At 49.5% G+C, this 22,631-nt stretch carries 23 protein-coding genes; 19 read left to right on the top strand and 4 right to left on the bottom strand.

All coding sequences use genetic code 11. The features are described 5' to 3' along the window. The first annotated feature begins 273 nt into the window (after positions 1 to 273). From atpB to Q0577_RS23925, 9 genes are all read left to right on the top strand, one after another. Positions 274 to 1,410 (top strand): F0F1 ATP synthase subunit A, encoded by a 1,137-nt coding sequence (gene atpB, locus Q0577_RS23965; protein WP_298740853.1) that lies wholly within the window; start codon positions 274 to 276, stop codon positions 1,408 to 1,410. Between the two features lie 41 nt (positions 1,411 to 1,451). Further along, positions 1,452 to 1,709 (top strand): ATP synthase F0 subunit C, encoded by a 258-nt coding sequence (atpE, locus tag Q0577_RS23960; RefSeq protein WP_298740851.1) that lies wholly within the window; start codon positions 1,452 to 1,454, stop codon positions 1,707 to 1,709. Between the two features lie 88 nt (positions 1,710 to 1,797). Then, a complete protein-coding gene (gene atpF / locus Q0577_RS23955; protein WP_298740849.1) occupies positions 1,798 to 2,292 on the top strand; it encodes a F0F1 ATP synthase subunit B in 495 nt (164 codons plus the stop codon). Positions 2,293 to 2,361: 69 nt separating this feature from the next. After that, on the top strand, positions 2,362 to 2,922 hold the full coding sequence (atpH, locus tag Q0577_RS23950) for an ATP synthase F1 subunit delta (protein ID WP_298740848.1): 561 nt from the start codon (positions 2,362 to 2,364) through the stop codon (positions 2,920 to 2,922). Between the two features lie 112 nt (positions 2,923 to 3,034). Continuing rightward, positions 3,035 to 4,612 carry a F0F1 ATP synthase subunit alpha gene (gene atpA, locus Q0577_RS23945; protein WP_298740846.1) on the top strand — a complete coding sequence of 526 codons (1,578 nt, stop codon included), beginning with the start codon at positions 3,035 to 3,037 and terminating at the stop codon, positions 4,610 to 4,612. Between the two features lie 417 nt (positions 4,613 to 5,029). Next, the gene (locus tag Q0577_RS23940) at positions 5,030 to 7,186 is read left to right on the top strand and encodes a TonB-dependent receptor (protein ID WP_298740844.1); all 2,157 of its coding nucleotides are present in this window, start codon (positions 5,030 to 5,032) and stop codon (positions 7,184 to 7,186) included. Between the two features lie 45 nt (positions 7,187 to 7,231). After that, complete coding sequence (locus tag Q0577_RS23935; protein ID WP_298740842.1) at positions 7,232 to 7,882, top strand: hypothetical protein; 651 nt, start codon at positions 7,232 to 7,234, stop codon at positions 7,880 to 7,882. 24 nt (positions 7,883 to 7,906) lie between these two features. Then, complete coding sequence (locus Q0577_RS23930; RefSeq protein WP_298740839.1) at positions 7,907 to 8,329, top strand: transcriptional regulator; 423 nt, start codon at positions 7,907 to 7,909, stop codon at positions 8,327 to 8,329. A 95-nt stretch (positions 8,330 to 8,424) separates the two neighbouring features. After that, complete coding sequence (locus Q0577_RS23925) at positions 8,425 to 9,273, top strand: class I SAM-dependent methyltransferase (protein WP_298740837.1); 849 nt, start codon at positions 8,425 to 8,427, stop codon at positions 9,271 to 9,273. 49 nt (positions 9,274 to 9,322) lie between these two features. Here Q0577_RS23925 and pdxA read toward each other — a convergent pair whose 3' ends face one another. Further along, positions 9,323 to 10,420, bottom strand: a complete 1,098-nt coding sequence (pdxA, locus tag Q0577_RS23920; protein WP_298740835.1) for a 4-hydroxythreonine-4-phosphate dehydrogenase PdxA — start codon at positions 10,418 to 10,420, stop codon at positions 9,323 to 9,325. A gap of 24 nt (positions 10,421 to 10,444) precedes the next feature. On the opposite strand from pdxA, the gene rsmA reads away from it, so the two are divergent. The 4 genes from rsmA (at position 10,445) to Q0577_RS23900 (ending at position 13,278) form a co-directional block, all read left to right on the top strand. Beyond that, a complete protein-coding gene (gene rsmA / locus Q0577_RS23915) occupies positions 10,445 to 11,197 on the top strand; it encodes a 16S rRNA (adenine(1518)-N(6)/adenine(1519)-N(6))-dimethyltransferase RsmA (RefSeq protein WP_298740833.1) in 753 nt (250 codons plus the stop codon). Beyond that, the gene (locus tag Q0577_RS23910) at positions 11,194 to 12,120 is read left to right on the top strand and encodes an NAD(P)-dependent oxidoreductase (RefSeq protein WP_298740831.1); all 927 of its coding nucleotides are present in this window, start codon (positions 11,194 to 11,196) and stop codon (positions 12,118 to 12,120) included. Before rsmA ends, Q0577_RS23910 begins: the two co-directional genes overlap by 4 nt. A 198-nt stretch (positions 12,121 to 12,318) precedes the next feature. After that, the gene (greA, locus tag Q0577_RS23905) at positions 12,319 to 12,792 is read left to right on the top strand and encodes a transcription elongation factor GreA (RefSeq protein WP_298740829.1); all 474 of its coding nucleotides are present in this window, start codon (positions 12,319 to 12,321) and stop codon (positions 12,790 to 12,792) included. Positions 12,793 to 12,879: 87 nt separating this feature from the next. Next, positions 12,880 to 13,278 (top strand): HIT family protein, encoded by a 399-nt coding sequence (locus Q0577_RS23900; RefSeq protein ID WP_298740828.1) that lies wholly within the window; start codon positions 12,880 to 12,882, stop codon positions 13,276 to 13,278. Here Q0577_RS23900 and Q0577_RS23895 read toward each other — a convergent pair. Continuing rightward, a complete protein-coding gene (locus Q0577_RS23895; protein ID WP_298740826.1) occupies positions 13,253 to 14,005 on the bottom strand; it encodes a response regulator transcription factor in 753 nt (250 codons plus the stop codon). The two genes, Q0577_RS23900 and Q0577_RS23895, sit on opposite strands and share 26 nt — an antisense overlap. 243 nt (positions 14,006 to 14,248) lie before the next feature. Then, a complete protein-coding gene (gene ruvC / locus Q0577_RS23890) occupies positions 14,249 to 14,812 on the bottom strand; it encodes a crossover junction endodeoxyribonuclease RuvC (RefSeq protein ID WP_298740824.1) in 564 nt (187 codons plus the stop codon). Here ruvC and Q0577_RS23885 point away from each other — a divergent pair. The 3 genes from Q0577_RS23885 (at position 14,806) to Q0577_RS23875 (ending at position 17,431) form a co-directional block, all read left to right on the top strand. Then, positions 14,806 to 15,834 (top strand): lysylphosphatidylglycerol synthase domain-containing protein, encoded by a 1,029-nt coding sequence (locus Q0577_RS23885; RefSeq protein ID WP_298740822.1) that lies wholly within the window; start codon positions 14,806 to 14,808, stop codon positions 15,832 to 15,834. The two genes, ruvC and Q0577_RS23885, sit on opposite strands and share 7 nt — an antisense overlap. 8 nt (positions 15,835 to 15,842) lie before the next feature. Continuing rightward, the gene (locus tag Q0577_RS23880; RefSeq protein ID WP_298740820.1) at positions 15,843 to 16,640 is read left to right on the top strand and encodes a DUF3108 domain-containing protein; all 798 of its coding nucleotides are present in this window, start codon (positions 15,843 to 15,845) and stop codon (positions 16,638 to 16,640) included. Positions 16,641 to 16,729: 89 nt separating this feature from the next. Beyond that, the gene (locus Q0577_RS23875; RefSeq protein WP_298740818.1) at positions 16,730 to 17,431 is read left to right on the top strand and encodes a response regulator transcription factor; all 702 of its coding nucleotides are present in this window, start codon (positions 16,730 to 16,732) and stop codon (positions 17,429 to 17,431) included. Between the two features lie 75 nt (positions 17,432 to 17,506). Here Q0577_RS23875 and ruvB read toward each other — a convergent pair whose 3' ends face one another. Then, positions 17,507 to 18,535 carry a Holliday junction branch migration DNA helicase RuvB gene (gene ruvB / locus Q0577_RS23870; RefSeq protein ID WP_298740816.1) on the bottom strand — a complete coding sequence of 343 codons (1,029 nt, stop codon included), beginning with the start codon at positions 18,533 to 18,535 and terminating at the stop codon, positions 17,507 to 17,509. A 151-nt stretch (positions 18,536 to 18,686) separates the two neighbouring features. On the opposite strand from ruvB, the gene Q0577_RS23865 reads away from it, so the two are divergent. The 3 genes from Q0577_RS23865 to Q0577_RS23855 all read left to right on the top strand — a co-directional run bounded on the left by Q0577_RS23865 (position 18,687) and on the right by Q0577_RS23855 (position 22,628). Further along, on the top strand, positions 18,687 to 19,997 hold the full coding sequence (locus Q0577_RS23865; protein ID WP_298740814.1) for a M20/M25/M40 family metallo-hydrolase: 1,311 nt from the start codon (positions 18,687 to 18,689) through the stop codon (positions 19,995 to 19,997). Between the two features lie 121 nt (positions 19,998 to 20,118). Continuing rightward, entirely contained in the window at positions 20,119 to 20,880 is a 762-nt protein-coding gene (locus tag Q0577_RS23860) for a hypothetical protein (RefSeq protein WP_298740811.1), read from the top strand. A 110-nt stretch (positions 20,881 to 20,990) separates the two neighbouring features. Next, entirely contained in the window at positions 20,991 to 22,628 is a 1,638-nt protein-coding gene (locus Q0577_RS23855; protein ID WP_298740809.1) for an ankyrin repeat domain-containing protein, read from the top strand. Positions 22,629 to 22,631: the final 3 nt, after the last annotated feature.

Below are 22,631 nucleotides of genomic sequence, written 5' to 3'. Positions count from 1 at the left end.
CAATCTTCCAAACGGCAAGCAGGTCTTCATTCCAAACCAATAAAGTACTTTTATAATATAATACACAATAAGAATAAAGGGATTTTTAATGAACGCCATCCCCACAATCCCCTGCATTCCAATCATTTACCAATCCATTTTTCTCCTTTTAATCTCCTTCTAACCTTTTTTCTGAAACGATTCTCTTTTTGAACTAAAATCGGTTATCTTTGCGCAAAATTTCAGAAAACGGTGATTCCCTGCAAACTGTTCAAACATAGTCTGATAGCGCTCTTGCTAGCCTTTAACATAGTTGGAATTAACTCATCTGTTCAGGCACAAACACATGAGGAAAAAGATGTACATGCCGCTGCACAGCATGATGAGCACGCTGTTGCTGCACATGGTGAGCAGAAAGAAAAGGGATTCGACGCCAAGGAAGTGATCCTGGGCCACGTAAAAGATGCCCATGACTGGCACCTGATGGATCTTGGCAGCACCCCGGTTACACTGCCGCTGCCGGTGATCATCTACAGCCCCGGAAAAGGACTGAAAGTGTTCTCCTCTTCCCGCTTTGAGCATGGCCACGCCTCCTACGAAGGTTACCGCCTGGTAAACGCCCACTATCTCCACGAGAAAGGATTGGATGCCAGCCAGTACCCCGATGGTAAAGTGATCGCAGTAGATGCTAACGATAATCCTACCGGCGAGAAGATCTACGACTTCTCCATGACCAAGAACATCACCTCTATGCTGGTGGCCGCCATCATCCTGGTATTGCTGATGCTGAATGTAGCCAAAGCCTACCGCGTACGTGGTTCCAAACAGGCGCCCAAAGGCTTCCAGAGCCTGATAGAGCCGGTGATCATCTTCATGCGTGATGAAGTGGTAAAACCCAATATCCCCGGTAAACACTACGAAAAATACACACCCTTCATACTCACTATTTTCTTCTTTATCCTGATCAATAACCTGATGGGACTGCTGCCCGGTTCTGCCAACGTTACCGGCAATATCGCCGTAACCGCCGCACTGGCTATCATCAGCTTCATCGCGATATTGTTCAGCTCCAACAAACATTTCTGGGGACACATATTTAACCCGCCCGTTCCGTTTGGCGTTAAATTCATCCTGGCCCCGGTAGAACTGATCGGTGTGTTCACCAAACCGGTATCACTGGCCATCAGGCTGTTCGCCAACATCCTGGCAGGTCACATCATCATCCTGAGCATTATTTCACTGGTGTTTATCTTCGGTTCTCTCAGCAAGATCGCCGGTTACGGATTCTTACCGGTAACCATCGCCTTCAACATCGTCATGATGATGCTGGAACTGCTGGTAGCATTTATCCAGGCCTTCATCTTCGCGAACCTGACAGCCGTGTTCATCGGCCAGGCCATGGAAGGTGGTCATGATGAACATCATCATTAATAAACAGCAAATTTTCTTAACAAACATATATACATTAAACTATGGCTCTTTTAACAATTTTATTGCAGGCTGCTGCTACTTCTGGTCTGGCTAAGGCTGGTGGTGCCGTTGGTGCTGGTATTGCTGCTATCGCTGCAGGTATCGGTGTAGGTAACATCGGTAAGAGCGCGCTGGAATCCATCGCTCGTCAACCGGAAGCTGCTAATGACATCCGTGCAAACATGATCCTGGCTGCTGCGCTGGTAGAGGGTGTTGCCCTGTTCGGCGTTATCGCAGGTCTGTTGGCAGTAGTGCTGTAAGACAACATTTATTACTGCATCCGGCGCACAGGGCAATGGATGCAGTAATGCTATTAAATAAATGCGAACCAAACATAAATTCTGAATCATGGATCTGTTAATGCCGGCATTAGGCTTGTTTACCATTTCATTCTTAATATTCGTTATCGTTTTCCTCATCCTGAAGAAATTCGCGTGGAAACCCATTCTTTCCACACTCAAGGAAAGGGAAACCTCTATAGCAGACGCTATCACAGCGGCTGAAAGAGTAAAAGAGGAAATGGCGCAGATGAAGGCAGAGCATGAGCACGTACTGGCAGAAGCTAAAGCAGAAAGAAGCAAGATACTGAAAGAGGCCAAAGACGCGAAAGACCAGATTATCAGCGAAGCCAAGGCACAGGCCCAGGCAGAAGCCAAAAAGATCATTAACGAAGCATACACTGCTATCGAAAACCAGAAGATGGCAGCCCTCACCGATGTAAAGAACCAGGTAGGTAACCTCGTTATTGAAGTAGCAGAGAAAGTGCTGAGAAAAGAGCTGTCTGATAAAGCAGCCCAGGAACAATACATTAAACAACAGGCAGAAAGCATTAAACTGAACTAACAGCAGTTAGCAGCCGGCTGTCAGCGTCTAACGCTGACAGCTAAAAGCTAATAGCCAACAGCTTAAAATATGGTAAATCCCCGTCTCGCATCCCGGTATGCAAAATCTTTGGTGGATCTGGCTGCTGAAAAAGGCCAGCTGGAAGCAGTGCGCGCAGATATGCAGGTGCTGCAGCAGATCATTCGCGGTAACCGCGACGTGGCCAACCTGCTGAAGAGCCCCATCATCAAACCGGATAAAAAACAGCAGATACTCACCGCCATCTTTGAGAACAGGATCAGCACGATCTCTAACGCCTTTATCAAACTGCTGGTCATAAAAGGCCGTGAAAGCAATCTGCCCGAAATAACTACAGCATTCGAAAAACAATATAACCAGCTGAAGAACATCAGCAATGTGAAGATCACTACTGCAGTACCCATAGATGCCGCCGTTCTGGGCGCCATCAGGCAGAAAGTAGAAGCTGGAACAGATAAGAAGATCGAACTGGAAATAGCCGTAGAACCGGATCTGATAGGTGGTTTTGTGCTGGAAACAGAAGACAGGCTGTATGATGCCTCTGTGCTCCGCGACCTGAAGGATATCAAGAAACAGTTTACACAGAACATTTACACACCCAATATCAGATAAAAAGCTATCAGTTGTTAGCTTTAGCTATTAGAAGTTGAATCTCGCTTTAATCGCTAACCGCTAACCGCCAACAGCTAAAAAATAAGCAATTACCCTTTTAAAAAGCATAATTATGGTTGAGATAAAACCTGATGAAATTTCGGCGATATTGCGCCAGCAATTAAGCAACTTCAATGCTGCTGCCGACCTGGAAGAGGTAGGGACAGTGTTGCAGGTGGGCGATGGTATTGCCCGTATATATGGATTGAATAACGTTCGCTCCGGTGAACTGGTGGAATTTGAGAACGGTACCAAAGCAATTGCCCTGAACCTGGAAGAAGACAATGTGGGTGTGGTATTAATGGGTGAGTATTCCGAAATTAAAGAAGGGAATAAAGTACGCCGTACCGGACGTATCGCTTCCATCAAGGTAGGCGAAGGTCTGGTAGGCCGTGTGATCAATACCCTGGGCGAACCGATAGACGGTAAAGGCCCTATCAGCGGTGAACTGTATGAAATGCCCCTGGAGCGTAAAGCCCCCGGCGTTATCTACCGCGAACCGGTAAAAGAACCCCTGCAAACAGGTATCAAAGCGATAGACGCCATGATCCCCATCGGCCGCGGACAACGTGAGCTGGTGATCGGCGACCGCCAGACCGGTAAAACCGCGATCTGTATCGATACCATCATCAACCAGAAAGAATTTTACGATGCAGGCAAGCCTGTATATTGTATATACGTAGCCATCGGCCAGAAAGCCTCCACCATTGCAGGTGTAATGAAAACCCTGCAGGACAATGGCGCTATGGCTTACACTACCATCGTTGCCGCTTCTGCTTCTGAGCCTGCCCCGCTGCAGTTCTACGCTCCGTTTGCAGGCGCTGCTATCGGTGAATTCTTCCGCGACACCGGCCGTCCTGCCCTGATCATTTATGATGATCTGTCTAAACAGGCGGTAGCTTACCGCGAGGTGTCCCTGCTGCTGCGCCGTCCCCCCGGCCGTGAGGCTTACCCGGGCGACGTATTCTACCTGCACAGCCGCCTGCTGGAACGCGCTGCCAAAGTGATCGCCAAGGACGAAATTGCCCGCCAGATGAACGATCTGCCGGAGTCTATCAAACACCTGGTAAAAGGTGGCGGCTCCCTTACCGCGCTGCCCATCATCGAAACACAGGCAGGCGACGTATCCGCGTACATCCCCACCAACGTGATCTCTATTACCGATGGCCAGATCTTCCTGGAATCCAACCTGTTCAACGCCGGTATACGTCCCGCTATCAACGTGGGTATCTCCGTAAGCCGCGTAGGTGGTAACGCCCAGATCAAATCCATGAAGAAGGTGGCCGGTACCCTGAAACTTGACCAGGCCCAGTACCGCGAAATGGAGGCCTTCTCCAAATTCGGCGGCGACCTGGATGCTGCTACCAAAGCAGTACTGGACAAAGGCGCCCGTAACGTGGAGATCCTGAAACAAGCCCAGTTCAGCCCCTATTCTGTAGAAAAACAGGTAGCCATGATCTACCTGGGTACCCAGGGCCTGCTGCGCGAAATACCCGTTAAGAGCGTAAGAGCTTTCGAAGAATCCTTCCTGCATGAAATGGAAGTGCGTCTGCCCGATGTGCTCAACGAGTTCAAGAAAGGTAACCTCGCTGAAGACGGTATCAAGCGTATGGTAGCTTTAGCCAATGAGCTGAAGCCCCGCTTCGCATAACATATTGAATCTTAGTCAAGAAGCCATCCTGCTTACGCGGGATGGCTTTTTTATTGCTGCTATAATTCCAGGTGATCCCATCCCGACATCATCTCTATTCCATTTCCATCCCTTGATATTTCCTTCCTTATTAGAATGGGATGAACCAGGGATCAATAAGGGAGTAACAAGGGATCAACAAGGAGATATCTCCTATCAAAGCCTGAATGGTACTGCATTACAGCGCGGTTAACTATTGGTGCTCACGAAGATGGAACATGGAAATCAGTTGATAATCAATTGGTTCAAAGGCGGCTAAGTTTACCGGCAAATTCCCCGCTTTTACCGGAAATCGCCCCTTTGTTGGCCGATTTGTTTATCCTGTAACTTTGTTTACACTGTAAACCAGCCTATTTTTGACGTAAATCTTCTTCCGCCATGTCGAAAATTTACTATTCCCTATTATTCTGTCTGTTCATCCCAGGCATGCTGTCTGCCCAGCATAAGATCGCTGGTAAGATTACAGATGCCAGAAAACGACCCCTGCCGGGCGTAAATATTTATATCAAAGGCACCTATGACGGCGCTACTGCCGGGGCAGACGGCAGCTTTTCCTTTACCACTACTGCCCAGGGTAACCAGGTGCTGGTGGCCAGCCTGATGGGCTTCCAAACCCTGGAACAGCCCGTTACCGTAGGCGGCCCGCTGCATCTTACGCTGATGCTGAAAACAGCGGTAAATGAGCTGAAAGCGGTAACCATCTCTGCCGGGAGCTTTGAAGCCAGCAGCGATAAACAGCACACCGTGCTGAAACCCCTGGACATCGTTACCACCGCCGGCGCCACTGCAGATATTGTGCAGGCCTTGAAAACACTGCCTGGTACACAGCAGGCCAATGACCGTGAGGGCCTCTTTGTACGCGGTGGCACCGGTTACGAAACGCAGATCTTTATAGACGGCCTGCTGGTACGCAACCCCTTCTTCACCAGCTTGCCCGATATGCCCGGCAGGGGGCGTTTCTCCCCTTTCCTGTTTAAAGGCACCACCTTCAGCAGCGGCGGCTACTCCGCCCAATATGGACAGGGGCTTTCTTCTGCGCTGGTACTGGAATCGGAAGATCTGCCCGCCCGCTCTTCGTATAGCCTGGGCGCTTCGCTGATCGGCATCAGCGGCGGACTGGATGAACTGTCCAAAGACAAGAAAGGTTCTTATGGTATTGAAGCGGATTACACCAACCTGGGGCCTTATTTTGATGTGGCCAAGCCTAAACAGGAGCCCAGCATATCGCCGGAGATCATTGGTACATCTGCCAATTTCCGCAGGAAAACCTCTTCTACCGGTATCATTAAGTTCTATGGTTATGGCAACTGGAGCAAAATGGGCTTCCGCAAAAGCAGCATTGAATATCCCGGCTACCAGGAACAGTTTGATGTGCGTAACCAGAACATCTATACGAACCTCACCTATAAGGAAAGCCTGGGCAAGGGATGGCGGGTGAACACCGGTTTTTCTTTCAGCGCCAACCGCGATAAGATCGCCATTGACACCCTGCAGAAGACACCGCAAACCAGTATACGTAGCAATTCCAACCTGGGGCAGCTGAGGCTGATGTTCAGCAAGAGCCTGGGCGTACTGTCTGTACTGCGTTTTGGCGGCGAATACCAGTATGCCACGGAAAGGTCCCGCTTTAACAGCTTTGCCGCCAACTATGACGATAACTATGCAGCCGGTTTTGCCGAAACGGATGTTTACTTCACGCCCAGGTTTGTAGGGCGTTTTGGCGGACGTACAGAATATTCCTCCATCCTTGATAAAGTGAATATTGCACCCCGCGCATCGCTGGCCTATAAGCTGGATGATTACAGCCAGTTCTCCCTGGCCTACGGCGATTACTACCAGAAGCCGGAGCCGCAGTACCTCCGCTTTAAACGCGATGAGCTGGGGTATATGAAAGCTACCCACTACATTGGCAGCTTTCAGCGGGTTGCAGGCGATTATACCTTCCGCGTGGAAGCTTTCTACAAAAAGTATAAAGACCTGGTAAAGACGGTGCCCGATACATCTACCACGGGAACCGGTTATGCAAAAGGGATAGAACTGTTCTGGCGGGATCGTAAGACGGTGAAAAACCTGGACTACTGGGTATCTTACTCTTACCTTGATACCAAACGCAATTACCTGTACTATCCCTTTGAAGTGCAGCCGGATTTTGCGGCCAAACATACCGCCAGCCTGGTAATGAAGAAATACTTCCCGAAGATCACGACCAATATAGGCCTTACCTACAGCTTTGCTACCGGGCGGCCGTATTATAATCCCAACCTGCCGGAAAGCAAGTTCATGTCTGAAAAGACAATCGACTTCAATACCCTGGGGCTCAGCGCCAGCTACCTGACCACAGTGGGCAAGGCATTCACGGTGTTCGTGGTATCTGTTACCAACGTATTTGACATCAAGCAGGTGTATGGCTACCGTTATTCTTCCGACAGGTTGCGCAGGGAAGAGATTGTGCCCAATGCCCCGCGCTTCGTGTTTGTAGGCATGTTCATGAACTTTGGTATAGACAGGCGCCAGGATGTGATCAACAACCTGTAATCACTATTGCATCATTGTATACATCTAAAAACTAAAAACGGATATATGAAACAGTTTACCCTTCTCTTCTTTTTAGCGGCTTTCGCTGCTGTTGGCGTTAAAGCGCAAAGTCCGCAGTACCAGGAGGCCATGGCCAAACAGGTAGCTCTTTTAGACCAGGGCAGCAGCTATAACCCCCAAACGCTGCTGGAGATTTCCAACACCTTTGAACGTATAGCCGCTACCGAGCAAAGCCAGTGGCTGCCCTACTACTATGCCGCCTATGCACAGGTGATGTCTGCCTTCATGCAGCAGGACAAAACCAGGATGGACGAGCTGGCAGACAAGGCGGAGGCCAATGCCACAAAAGCCGATGAGCTGAACAAGAACAGCGATGAAGTAGCCCTGATCAAATCCCTGATCGCTACCGTACGCATTTCTGTAGATCCGCCGGGCCGGGGCGCTCAATACGGCCCTGAATCCGGTATGCAGATCCAGAAAGCCAAGCAGATCAACCCCGAAAACCCCAGGGTGTATTTGCTGGAAGGCCAGGCCCTCTACTACACACCCGAACAGTTTGGAGGCGATAAGGCGAAGGCAAAAGAAACCCTGAAGCTGTCCCTCGAAAAATTCGCCGCCTTCAAACCCGCCGACAGCATCGCTCCGCACTGGGGTGAAGCAAGAGCGAAACAGTTGTTGGAGGAGGCAGGAAAGTAGTCCATAAACCATGGTCCATAGTCTATGGCATGTTCCAACGAGGTAGACGACTTACCTGATGGGGCAGGCTATGGACTGTGGGCTATAGACCATGAACTTCATTTCTTACCTTTACACTTATCGTTAACTATTGAGCAGCGTGTGATGATGTATTTTAAAGACCTGGACCCTGTTTTACATTCGCAGCTTCGACTGGCAGTAATGTCAATACTGGTGAGTGTACAGGAAGCGGAATTCACCTTACTGAAGGAAAGAACAAATGCTACAGCTGGTAACCTGAGTGTGCAGATCAATAAGCTGAAGGAAGCAGGCTATATTGAGGTCATTAAACAGTTCCGTGATAATTACCCGCAAACCCTCTGCAGGATAACCGGCGCAGGACGGCTGGCTTTTGAGAGCTACGTAAACGCCATTCAATCTTACCTTAAACCCGGGAAAACCGGTTGAACCAGCCATCCATGACTGCGGTGTTACTTCAGTTCTAAGAAATAACTTTATAAGAAGCCATAGATCGGCCTTTTCATTCAGTAAATGTTACTCCCATGAATACCCCTGGATCCCGGCTGAGAGTGGCTCCCACCTCGGCACTTGTATTGTCGTACGTAAAAGACCTGTATACCGAAGGGCTGAGCGGAAAGTACATGCAGTACATCGATTTCAGCGCTGTACAGGATCTGGCTGTAGCGATGAACAATATCAGCGCTCATTTTGGAGCGATAATAAGGCTGCGTAAAAGAATGGTGCGGTACCTGATCAAACAGTTCATTAACAGGTACCCAAGGCAACAGGTGTGCATCATTGCGGCGGGACTTGATCCCCTGGCCCTTACCCTCAGTGAAGATTATCCCCAGCTGCTCAATGGCATCTTTGAAGTAGACCAGGCATGGATGGATGAAAAGATCAGCATCTATGCGCAGTTGTCCTCACACCTGCCTTTACCCGTGTCTATACAGACAGACATCACCAATACAATTCAACTGAAACGCCAGCTGAGAGATGCCGGCTACAATGCGGCACAGCCCACCATCATCATATTTGAAGGCATCATCCACTACATTACGGAAGAGCAGTTCCGGGATATTATGCAGTGCTTTACTACCCGTAACGGCCGCAATACCGTGATCATGGACTATGGCCTGATACCGGAGGAGATCAGCAATCCCATGCACCGCAGCATGGCCATCGAAGTAGGAGAGCTGGCAGAAAGAGCGCTGAACGTAAAGTTTCACCGCTACAGCCGTAAAAAAATACTGAACACACTTGAACTGCTGAACGCAGAAGTATATAACATCTATGATATGCAGGCCGTAGAATACATTATGCACGGCCGCAACAGGGACTATTACCAGCCCGGTGACGGCATGCTTGAAATGGCTGCATTCCATTTGTAGCTGTTAGCAGCTGGCATGGCCTATGGCTAATAGCTGGCAGCTAACAGCGCTATTCCGATGCCAGTTCCATCTTCTTTAGTGGATTGCGGGTGTTTTCCTCGTAGGTCTGACGTTTTTCCAGTATATCCAGGCAGCTGAAGATAGCCTGCCGGAAGGAGGCGGCGTCTGCCAGGTTTTTGCCAGCAATGTCAAAGGCAGTGCCATGGTCAGGAGAGGTGCGCACAATGGGCAGTCCGGCGGTGTAGTTGATACCTTCGCCGCTGGCCAGTGATTTGAAGGGGATCAGGCCCTGATCGTGGTACATGGCCAGTACGCCGTCAAACTGCAGGTACATGCTGCGGGCAAAGAAGGCATCGGCGCTGTAGGGGCCGAAGGCCAGTATGCCGCTGGCTTTGGCCTGGTTAACGGCCGGGGTGATGTATTTGATCTCTTCATCGCCTATCAGGCCTTCATCGCCTGCATGCGGGTTAAGGCCCAGCACGGCGATGCGGGGTTTATCGATACCGAAATCCTTTACCAGGCTGTCTTTCATGAGCGTCAGCTTAGCCAGGATATTTTCTTTGGTTACATATTTAGCCACTTCTGCCACGGGCACATGCTCGGTGAGCAGTCCGACGCGCATATTATCTGTCGTCATGAACATCAGCACATCTTTGGCGTTAAAGGCATCCCGCAGGTAGGGGGTATGCCCGGTGTAGCTGAAATTGGCGGTCTGGATATTCTTCTTATGAATAGGGGCGGTTACCAGTCCCTGTATAACCCCGTCTTTCAGGCATTGGATGGCGGCGGCGAGTGAGCGGGCGGCATATTTTCCGCCGGTTTCATTCAGCACGCCGGGCGTTATCTGCACTTCCTCTTCCCAGCAGTTGTAAACGTTCACCTGCTTATGGTTGAGGCGGTTGAGTTCTTTCAGGCTCTGGTAGTTGAAATTGCTCTCGTTCATCAGTTTCCGGTAGAAATTGATGGTCTTGTTAGACGCAAAGATCACCGGTGTGCAAAACTCCAGCATCCTGTTATCTGCAAAGGTTTTGATCACCAGCTCTGTGCCTATGCTGTTGAGGTCACCTACGGTGATGCCGATTACCGGCTTGTTGATATGCGTGTTACTCATGCTTGAAACGCCAAAATAGCTTACAAATATACTCATATATACTAACTTTGACCCCTAACGATGTATACACTTAAAAAATCGCTGGGTCAGCACTTCCTCAGAGACGAGCAGATGAGCAGGAAGATTGTCCAGTCCTTACCTGTAATTCCCGGCCAGCAAGTATTGGAGGTGGGGCCCGGTGCGGGTGCCATTACTAAGTATTTGCTGGAGATCCCTGATATCAGCTTCCGGGCGGTAGAGCTGGATACCGAGAAGGTGCAGTACCTGGAGCAGACCTACCCCCTTATTAAAGGGAAGATCATCAACCAGAGCTTCCTGGAGATGCAGCCGCCTTTTGAAGGGCCTTTCAGCATTATCGGCAACTTTCCCTATAACATCTCTACCCAGATTATGTTCCGTGTACTGGAGTGGAAAGACCAGGTGCCGCAGGTGGTGGGGATGTTCCAGAAAGAGGTGGCCCAGCGTATTGCTGCAGGGCACGGTAACAAGGATTACGGCATTCTGAGCGTACTGATACAGGCCTGGTACAAGGTAGAGTACCTGTTTGAGGTGCATGAGCAGTGCTTTAACCCGCCGCCCAAGGTAAAATCTGCTGTGATCCGCATTACGCGCCTGGAGCAGGGCTATGATATTGCCAGTGAACGGAAGTTCTTTACCCTGGTAAAAACGGCTTTCAACCAGCGGCGTAAGCAGCTGAGGAACCCGCTGAAAGGATTATTTGACAAAACATACCTGCAGGACAGTATCTTCAGCAAAAGGGCCGAGGAGCTGTCTGTAGCAGATTTCGTAGCATTATCGCACAAGATGATATGAGCAGGAAAGCGTTAATTACCGCCAAAGTACATGAGTACCTGATCAACAGACTGGAAAAAAGCGGCTATGAGGTGATCTACCGGCCCTCTGTTACTTATGATGAGACCCTGGCCGCCATCCCTGAGTGCGCGGGTATGATCGTAACCACCCGCCTTAAAGTAGATAAACAACTGCTGGACCGCGCGGTGCAGCTGCAGTGGATAGGCCGCCTGGGCTCTGGTATGGAGCTGATAGATGTGCCGTATGCTGAGAGCAAGGGCATACGATGTGTAAGCAGCCCGGAAGGCAATTGCGATGCGGTTGGCGAGCAGGCCCTGGGCATGCTGCTGTGCCTTATGAACAATGTGCTGAAGAGCAACCTGGAGTTGCAGCGCGGTATATGGGAGCGCGACGGCAACCGGGGTTTTGAGCTGAATGGCAAGACAGTGGGCATTATTGGCTATGGCCATACCGGTGGTGCATTTGCACGCAAGCTGCAGGGCTTTGATGTAAAAATACTGGCCTATGATAAGTATAAAACCGGCTTCAGCGCCGGTTATGTGCAGGAAGCCAGTATGGAGCAGCTCTATGCCGAAGCAGATGTAGTGAGTGTGCACCTGCCGCTGACAGATGAAACCTATCACCTGGCCAATGCTGCTTTTTTCAGCGCGTTTGCCAAACCGGTATATTTCCTGAACACAGCCAGGGGGAAGATCGTGAACACCCCTGATCTTATTGCCGCCCTGGAAACCGGTACCATCGCGGGCGCATGCCTGGATGTACTGGAAAATGAAAAGCTGGCTACCTACAGTGCAGCAGAACAGGCGCAGTTTGAAAAGCTGTTACGGTTCCCCAATGTTGTATTAACCCCCCACATTGCCGGCTACTCCCATGAAGCAAGCATTAAAATGCCGCAATATGTGTTAGACAAGTTGAATATTTAAATTCCAAATTCCAAAACCCAAATTCCAAAGTGATCGTAGCGAAGATCTCCGCATTTTGGAATTTGGTATTGGTATTTGCACTGCGATTTGGAATTTCCCACCATGGGGGCTATATTTGTAAAAATACCACATAGTACAACGCTTCTGTGCAAATGGAGGCGTTGATTTTTTTTTCTTATTTCTAAAACCCAAAAAGTTATGTCTGGCGTTAACTATGTAACGAAAGAAACCCTTGAGCAAATGAAAGAGGAGCTGAACATGCTCAAGACTAAGGGAAGGGCTGAAATTGCCAGGGCCATCTCGGAAGCGAGGGAGAAAGGGGACCTCAAGGAGAATGCAGAATATGATGCGGCTAAAGAGGCGCAGGGGCTTCATGAAGCCAAGATTGCCACACTGGAAAATGCGATTGCAACGGCCAGGGTAGTGGAGGCTGATTCTATTGATACATCTAAGGTTTCGATTTTGTGTAAGGTAACGATCACTAATGTTGCTAATAAGAAAACGGTGACTTACCAGCTGGTGTCTGAAACAGAAGCAGACCTGAAAGCGGGTAAGATCTCTGTTACCTCCCCTATCGGTAAAGGGCTGCTGGGTAAGCAGGTGGGGGAGATTGCGGATGTGCATGCTCCCAATGGAAAATTAAAATTCAAGATCGATCATATTTCGATTTGATTCCACGGATGAAAAACTGATACAATCCACTTATCCCGTTCGTGTTAACCGGACGGGATTTTTTTCACCACTCAATGTTGTCATCCCATGTCTGTATTTACCAAGATCATTAAAGGAGAGATTCCCAGCTATAAGCTGGCGGAGAACGACCGTTTTTATGCCTTCCTGGATATTTTTCCGCTGGTACAGGGGCATACCCTGGTGGTGCCGAAGCTGGAGGTCGACAAGTTCTTTGATGTGCCTGATGAGCTGCTGGCAGAATGGCTGGTATTTGCGCGGCCGATTGCCAAAGCTTTGGAGCGTTCTTTTCCCTGCAACCGCGTAGGAATAAGCGTGGTAGGGCTGGAGGTTCCGCATGCGCATATGCACCTGATACCCATCAATTCAGCGGACGACATGAACTTTGCCCGGCCGAAACTGAAATTATCTGAAGCGGAGTTTAAAGCAGTGCAGGAAAAGATCAGGGCAGAGATGTTGACACATTAGGGGCATGGGGCACATTGAACCGGAAACCTACGCCATGGAGGGTTTCCAGCCTTATATCAGGGTCTGATTTGAAATATTTCCTCAGCTTGGTGATAAATACGTCCATACTGCGTCCCAGGAAGTAGTCGTCCTTACCCCATACATTGAAGAGGATATCTTCCCTTTTCAGGGCCTTATTGGCGTTATCGCAGAGGTACCTGAGGAGGTCGGCCTCTTTTTGGGTGAGGGTAACAGACTTCTGCTGTATCTGGTCGTGCAGGCGAAGGTCGTTATAATCAAATACGAGCTTACCGATCACGTACTGGGAGGGTTTTGCCGCCTGGCTGGCCTGTACCATGTTCTTGGTCCTTTTGAGGAATACCTCTATGCGCAATACCAGTTCCTGCAGGTTGATCGGTTTGGTGATATAGTCGTCCGCCCCGGTCTTGAAACCGGCAATTTTGTCCTCTACCATTGATTTGGCTGTGATGAACAGGATGGGGATCACATCGTTTCGTTTGCGGATCTGCCTGGCGAGTTCAAATCCGTTATCTTTTTCGGGGGTCCCCCCTTTCTTGGGGATCATCACATCCAGGAGGCAGATATCGAACGTGCGGTGCTGGAACTCTTCCCAGGCCATAAGGCCGTCTGTACAATGTCTGACCTCATATCCCACCTCTTCCAGCCGTTTCTTTGTTGCCGCACCAACGTTCGGATCATCTTCCACAAATAGGATTCTTGCTTTCATAGTTGCAGTGATGCTGATTAATATAAAATGTCACATACTCTACCATAGTCGCATTAATGGTAATTACTGATTGTTATGGCGCTGTCCCGGGCCCTTGTCATGGAGTTACCTATTAGAATTTTAGTCAAAGTAAATACAATTTCTGAATTTTAGAAATAACCTTTTGACGGGGGCCACTGTTCAGTCGATAGTTGTAAGTCGTTAGTTGTTAAAAGGTTTCTGTCAGCGACTGGTAAATAACCGCTAACGACTGGCCACTCTCTCCGGATTTTGCTGCAAGAACTGTTCCCATCCTTTTGCTTTCGGAAGGCCTGCCAGGGGGCTGCTTTCCTGGAAAAAGTGACAAACGGCTACTGCGAGGGCATCCGTGGCGTCCAGGAACTCAGGTCGTTCTGAGAATGCCAGGATGCGCTGCAGCATCTGCCATACCTGCTCCTTGTCTGAATTACCGTTACCGGTGATGGATTGTTTAACCTTTTTGGGAGAATATTCTGCAACCGTAAGCCCGGCCTGCATGGCCGTTGCAATGGCTACTCCCTGGGCGCGGCCCAGTTTCAGCATACTTTGCACGTTCTTGCCAAAGAATGGCGCTTCGATGGCGCAGCAGTCAGGTTTGTACAGATGGATCAGCTCATTTACGCGGGCGTGGATCAGTTGCAGCCTTTCATAGTGGTCCTTATGACTGGATAGTTTAAGCACATCCATTTTTATAAGACTGGCCTTTTTGCCTTCCGCCGCTATCAGACCGTACCCCATTACCAGCGTTCCCGGGTCAATCCCAAGAATTATTTTTGACTTCTTTGCCAACCGGAGTTTATTTTTGCCAAAATCTTGAATGTCTGAACAAAAGTACCAAAATAATTCTCAATTACCTGTTAGGCGCAGGCCTTTTTAGCTGGCTGGCCTATTCCATCTACAACCAGGTAATACATCAGCCAGACCTTTCTACTTCCCTGAAACAGATGTCTTTCACCCTTCAGCAGAAGGGGGGTATATCCCTGGCGCTTGTGCTGATCCTCATGCTTTTTAACTGGGGCCTGGAGGCCCGTAAATGGCAGCTGCTTGTACGGTCGCTCGAAGAGGTGTCCTTCCTGAAGGCCTTCAGCGCGATCCTTTCGGGGGTGTCTTTATCGATCAATACGCCTAACCGTATAGGCGAATACGGGGGTCGAATGCTGTATCTCAGCAACCAGAACAAGCTGAAATCCATTGCCGCTACCGTGGTAGGAAGCCTCAGCCAGCTCATTATCACTATTATCTTTGGGTTAACAGGGTTGATATTTTATATCAACAACTTCCCGCTGGTAAAGGCCAACGGTTATTTTGCCCCTAATTTCTGGGAAAAAATTTTACTGGGCCTCCTGATCCTTATTGGCGCCTTGACTATATTATTATATTTTCGGTTACAGATCATTGTTGCCATTTTTGAAAGGATCCCAGCCCTAAGGAAGGCAAAGGTGTTTGTACAGATCATTACCCGCTATACCAATGCAGAATTGCAGTACCTCCTGCTCCTTTCCGCCTGCCGGTACGTGGTCTTCTCGGCACAGTATTTGATTTTGCTTGACACGTTCGGTGTGGAAATGCTGTGGTGGCAAGGTTTTCTGATGAATGCTGTGATCTACCTGGTAATGGCCCTGGTGCCCACAATAGCCGTAGCAGAATTGGGATTGAGAGGAAAAGTAAGCCTGTATTTCCTCGGCCTGCTGAGCACCAATACCGCAGCAATCATTGCCGCCACCGTAGGTATCTGGTTGATCAACCTCCTGTTACCTGCTATACTAGGGAGCATACTGCTGCTGGGAGTAAAGATTTTTAAGGATAAATAGATCCATCGATGAGGTATTTTATACTCATAAATTTACTGGTAGGTTTACTCTGCAGTTATCCCGTTAAAGCCCAGAACGAGTTTTGTGGTATTACCAATGGAAGTTTCCATGCCGGAGAGTTTATGACCCTGAAAGTATTTTACCGCCTTACCGGTGTGTACATTGGCGCAGGAGAGGCCACCTTTAACTGCCTGGCAGAAAAGCTGAACGGCCGTGACGTATATCACCTGGTAGGAGAGGGCAAAACTTACCGCGCATATGACTGGTTCTTTAAAGTGAGAGACAGATACGAAAGTTATGTGGATACCGCCACCCTGAAGCCCCTTAAATTTATACGTAATGTGAGTGAGGGCGGGCATACTATATACAACAACGTTACATTTGATCATCCTAATAATACAGCCAGCAGCACCAACGGTACCTTTAAAGTACCTGATTGCATACAGGATGTGGTGAGCGCTGTTTATTACGCACGCAACATCAACTTTGACAAGTACAAGCCGAATGATAAGATCACTTTCAGCATGTTCCTGGACGATAAGGTGTACAACATCTACATCCGCTATATCGGCAAGGAGGAGGTGAACACCAAGTTCGGGAAGTTCAGGGCCATTCACTTCAAGCCCTTGCTGATTGAAGGAACCATGTTCAAGGGCGGTGAGAAAATGGATGTATGGGTAAGCGATGATGCCAATAAGATACCCCTCCGTATTGAAAGCGAGATATCTGTAGGCAGTGTGGTGGTAGACATGATCAATTACAGGAACCTGCGGCATCCGCTGTCATCTTTGCTGAAGAAGAAGTGAACGGGGGAGTTCATGGTCGATGGTCCATTTTAACACTTCCTTGCGGTATAAAATTCTATATTTGTTCAAATTATCAACCCATACGTACTATGGAAGAGCGTAAACCTAAGATATTGCTGGCAGAAGATGATACCAACCTTGGTATGGTACTGAAGAATTACCTGGAGCTGAATGACTATGACGTGGAGCTTTGCCGTGATGGGATCCTTGCCCTGGCTGCCTTCAGGCGCGATAAATTTGATCTGTGCCTGTTGGACATTATGATGCCGAATATGGATGGTTTTAAGCTGGCGGAAGAGATCCGCGATGTAGACCCCGATATTCCCCTGTTCTTCCTGTCTGCCAAGACCATGAAGGAAGATATCATCCAGGGTTACAAGCTGGGGGCCGACGACTATATCGTTAAACCTTTTGACAGCGAGCTGTTGCTGCTGAAGATCAAGGCTATCCTGAAACGTAACCAGGAGCTCAACAGTAAGGAAGAAGATCAGCATGAGTTTACCGTAGGCCGCTATGAGTTTAATGCGCGGCTGCGCACCCTCAATCACGATGGAGCATCTCATACGCTGTCTCCCAAGGAAAATGAGCTGCTGCGTATGCTCTGCGAGCATAAGAATGACCTGCTTCCCCGTGAGCTGGCCCTTAAAAAGATCTGGGGCAGCGATACTTACTTTAACGGCCGCAGCATGGATGTGTACATTGCCAAGTTACGCAAGTACCTGAAAGATGATCCGGATATTGAAATAGTGAATATACACGGAAACGGTTTCCGGTTAGTGGTGAAGGAATAGCTATCAGCTGCCGGCATTTAGCTGTTAGCTGGTTAATCTTTCGGCAGCTAAGTGCCAGCAGCTAAATGCTAACAGCTAGAACAACATGTTGGCCCCTCCTCTGTTTGGCGTCTTTCCTAAATGCACATACGCTTTTTCTGTTACTTCTCTTCCCCTTGGTGTGCGCTTAATAAAGCCTTCCTGTATCAGGAACGGTTCATATACTTCTTCCAGGGTGCCGGCTTCCTCGCCTACGGCGGTAGCAATGGTGGTGATACCTACGGGGCCGCCTTTGAAGTTCTCAATGATTACGTTCAGGATGCGGTTATCCATTTCATCCAGCCCGTATTCATCTACGTTCAGGGCTTTGAGGCTGAACCTGGCGATGTCCAGGTCGATGGTGCCGTTGCCTACTACCTGTGCAAAATCGCGCACCCGGCGCAGCAATCCATTGGCAATACGCGGGGTGCCGCGGGAGCGCCTTGCTATTTCCATGGCGGCTTCTGAAGTGATCTTTGTCTGCAGCAGTCCGGCCGCCCTCCAGATAATCTTCTGCAAGGTGGCGGCAGTATAATATTCCAGCCTTGATTTAATGCCGAAGCGCGAAAGGAGCGGCGCCGTAAGCAAACCGCTGCGGGTGGTGGCCCCTATCAGGGTAAACGGGTGGAGGTTGATCTGTATGGAGCGTGCACTGGGACCGGTGTCTATCATGATATCTATCCGGTAGTCTTCCATGGCGGAGTACAGGTATTCTTCCACCACGGTGCTGAGCCGGTGTATCTCGTCAATGAACAGCACATCCTTATCTTCCAGGTTGGTGAGCAGTCCGGCGAGATCGCCCGGTTTTTCGATTACCGGACCCGATGTTTCGCGGATGTTTACGCCCAGTTCATTGGCCACAATGCGCGACAAGGTGGTTTTACCCAACCCGGGAGGCCCGTGGAACAGGATATGGTCCAGCGCCTCTCCCCGCATTTTGGCGGCCTTGATAAATACTTTCAGGTTTTCAATGATCTGATCCTGCCCGGAAAATTCTATGATCTCCCGGGGGCGTATACTGTTCTCAAACTCTTTTTCGGCCGCACTCAGGCGGGTCTCATCTGGTCTTATATGCGGATTGGACATACTCTGCTGAAAGTGCCCAAAAATACGTAATTAATGGCGTATGGGTTTGCATGTTTATTTGTATATTAGTTTATTTGTGCATTAATAGCAGCTATCAGCTTTCAGCTGGCTGCTAAATGCCAACAGCTGACAGCTTAAAACCACACCCAATATGAACAGGATCTGCCTTACCGGTTTAGTGCTACTGGCCTTCTGCACTGCCGGACACGCCCAGGATACCATCGACAGCTCGGAAGTAAGACGCATTATTACCACACTTGCAGCAGATGATATGCAGGGACGAAAAACATTTACGCCCGGTATAGACAAAGCTGCCACTTTTATAGAACAGGAATTCCAGAAGGCTAGTCTGCAGCCCTGGCAGAACGCCAAAGGCTTCCGGCAATCGTTTTATATGTACCGCATTAAGCCGGTGTCTGTACAACTTACCATTAATAAAGAACCCCGTATACCCGATAACGTTATTGTGCAAAGTACTGCCGGCCAGCTTACCTGGAACCAGGAAGGACAGGTGGCAGAACAGCATGTAAAAGCCGGAGAAAATTTCTACGAGCGCATCCGTGAGCTGCGCAAGCATAAGGGCAATACGTTTGTATGGGTAGATGCCGCCCAGAGTGAAGCCTTCCGCCAGTACCGCCAGTACCTGCAATCCAGCAACCTGATGGCAGACAGCGCTAACCTGGTGCTGGTACTGCAGGAGCCCGCTGACTCTGCCATTCACAGCGTGAACCTGGAAGTGCGCCAGCAGGTAACGCCGCTTCCGCTCTTTAACGTAGTAGGCATGATACCCGGCAGCACCCGGCCGGATGAATATGTGATCTTCTCTGCTCACTATGATCACCTCGGCATTATACCCGCGGTAGCACAGGACAGCATCGCCAACGGCGCCGATGATGACGCCAGCGGTACCACCGCAGTGATCTGCCTGGCTAATTACTACAAGCACCATCATCCCGCACGCACCCTGGTATTTGCCGCCTTTACCGGCGAAGAGATGGGCAGCTACGGCGCCCGCTACTTTTCGCAGCAGTTTGCACCTGAAAAGGTAGTGGCCATGTTCAACATAGAGATGATCGGTAAAGAGGCCAAATTCGGGAAGAACAGCGCCTTCATCACTGGTTTTGAACGCTCTGATTTCGGAGAGATCCTGCAGCGTAACCTGGAAGGTTCCGTATTCCGCTTTCACCCGGATCCATACCCGGAACAACAGCTTTTCTTCCGTTCTGATAATGCTACCCTTGCACGTTTAGGTGTGCCCGCCCATACTATTTCCACTGACCAGATCGATGTGGATTCCCTGTATCATACCGTTAATGATGAGGTAGAAAGTCTTGATATCCGGAACATTACCAACACGATCGAAGCGATTGCGAAAAGCGCCGTTTCTATAGTAGACGGGAAGGATACGCCCACACGCATTCAACCGGAGAGCCTTGCACCGGGTTCTGCAAAAAAGCCCTGATAGCCGTTCGGTAACGTATATGGTTTTTGTCTGATTCTCCCACGAAATACACTTTTTCTCAGAAAGAAGCGTTATTTTCATGGGAGAATTCCACTATCTCCACATTTTAAACCATATCAAAATGCGACCTAAACTCCACCAACTTTGCGGAGCACTGGCAATGATGTCAGTTGTAATGTTCTCCGCCTGTTCGAAACAAGATTCTGCCGGTACGGTACCAGACCCACAAGCTGAGGGCAAGATCAGCTATGAAATGGTAGCCGTTAATCCCACTTCAAGGCTCAGTGGCGATGCCACCACCGGAGCTGAACGGCTGGCTTCTATCACGAACAACCCGTCTATGGCTAAAACCACGGCCTTTGACTTCACCTGGACCGAGGTAATGGTAAGGGTACGGGAATTAAAATTTGCAGCTAAAAAAGGGGATAGCGAAGTTGAGTTCAGTGCAAAGGTAGACAGATTGGTAGATGTATTGAAAGCCATCGGTTTTCTTGGGGTAATAGACATTCCAAAGGGTACTTACAAGTATGTAAAAGTATTCGTAAAAATAGCCGGCGAAGAGCCTAAACCTGCGGCGATCATGAGCGGGAAGATCACCTGGGATGGTAATGATATTCCATTCACCATCCGTCTTTCCGGGACTGCTACGATGAAAGCAGATGCAAAGAACGTTGTGGTGTCTGACACCTCGCTGACCTTCAAAGGCAAACTGAAACTTGACCTGAAACTGGTAATGGCCAAATTGCAGGTAGGCGACTTTACCGGTACAATGGAAGGCGGCCACCTGGTGATCAACATCAACGTAAATGATAAGAGAGGTAAGAAAGTGAGAGACGGTCTTGAAAACGGCGTAAGCTGTGATCATCGCCGTGGTAATGACTAAGCTAAGCTGAAAAGATCTTACTGATTTCCGTTAGCAGGAATAGGGAATAACAACCGCTTGCCAGGTTACATCCTTATTCCTGCTTTTTTTATGCACCCAAAAATACCGCTATGACACAACCGGAAGCGCTTGCCAAAGATGAACAATTGTGCTGGTCACCCGGAACAGGGACGGATGTATGGGCCATATTCCAGGCAGCCATGCAGGGCGATCTGCCTGCTATCCGACGGCTGCTGCAGAAGGATGCTGCGCTCGTCAACTGCCATTACGACTATCGTAATCCCCTGTATTTTGCTGTACGCGAAAATCAGCCGGAAGCAGTTGCGTACCTGATAGAGCAGGGTGCTAATCCCTTAAGGTCGGGCGCCAGCGATACCTTATTGCAGATGGCAAGAGATCGCGGGTATACTGCAATACAACAGTTGCTGGAGAATACCATTGCGGGGAAGGGAGGACGGCCTGAAGGAGTGGCCATTGCAGCTGCCATCAGGAACCGCGACCATGAGCAGGTGCGTACACTGCTGGATGCATCGCCCGCATTGATACATGCCTGTGATGAAAATACCAATCAGCCCATTCACTGGGCCGTAATGACCCGGCAACCGGCGCTGATCGATGAAATGCTGGCGCGCGGGGCTGATATAAATGCAACGCGCAGAGATGGTGCACGGCCCATACATCTTTGCAACGGCGATTATGACTACCGTGGTTGGCGTGACGTACCTGCAGATACGGTGGCCACACCAGATGATATCTACCGGCTGCTGGTGGCGAAGGGCGCTTACCTGGACATCTACATGGCCGCGCTGAAGGGAAACATAGAGCGGGTACGCGAGCTGCTGGACCAGGATCCCTCACTTGTCAATCGTATATCTGATTGCTTCACCGGTTATGGTGGTTCTGGCGCCGCACTTACCAATGCAGCGGCTGGCGGACATTTAGCTATTGTGCAATTGCTGCTGGAACGTGGCGCTGATCCCAATTTACGGGAGGAAGGTGTTGCACCGCAAGGCCATGCCTTACATAAAGCTGCCGCCAGGGGACATCTGGCTATCGCAAAACTGTTACTGGAACATGGCGCCTTTCCCAATCCAGAGGTGGAAAGTTCTGCTGATGCGCTTAGTATGGCCATCAATAACGGGCATACTGACATGGTGGAACTGCTTTGTTCTTATGGTGCAGCCAGACGGGTACATATGCTGGGCTATATGGGAGATATACGCACCGCAGCTGCGATGTTTGCAGTAAACCCCTCGCTGGCAAATAATCCGGATGCGCTTGAAAATGCTGCAGGTCAGGGACATGATGCTTTTGTACGCCTGATGCTGCGATATCAACCCGGGTTGGCCCGGAAAATTGCAGTGGGGGTACGAACACAGGGATCCCAGGACCCGATAAGGACACAGGAGCTGACGTCATTCCTTTTCAGCCATGGTATGAATCCCAATTTTAAAAGCTGGCTGGGTATCACGCCGCTTCATTTCTTTGCCAAGTACGGAGACACCGCAAATGCAGCACTCTTTATAAAGCAGGGGGCTGATGTAAATGCGGTGGATGAAGAGTACTGTGCTACGCCATTAGGTTATGCTGTAAAATTCAGTAAAAAAGAGATGGTACTGTTCCTGCTGGAGCATCAGGCCGATCCCAATTTGCCTGTCAGCCCTGCATGGGCAAGGCCCCTGGCCTGGGCAAACAGGAGGGGCCTTGAAGCAATTGCCACCATTCTCAGGCAACACGGCGCTTTATAATAG

Origin of the sequence: uncultured Chitinophaga sp. (assembly GCF_937898475.1) — a bacterium.
Classification (GTDB): domain Bacteria; phylum Bacteroidota; class Bacteroidia; order Chitinophagales; family Chitinophagaceae; genus Chitinophaga.
Note: the sequence above shows the minus strand (reverse complement) of the source record. Positions and strands in the feature narration are given on the sequence as shown.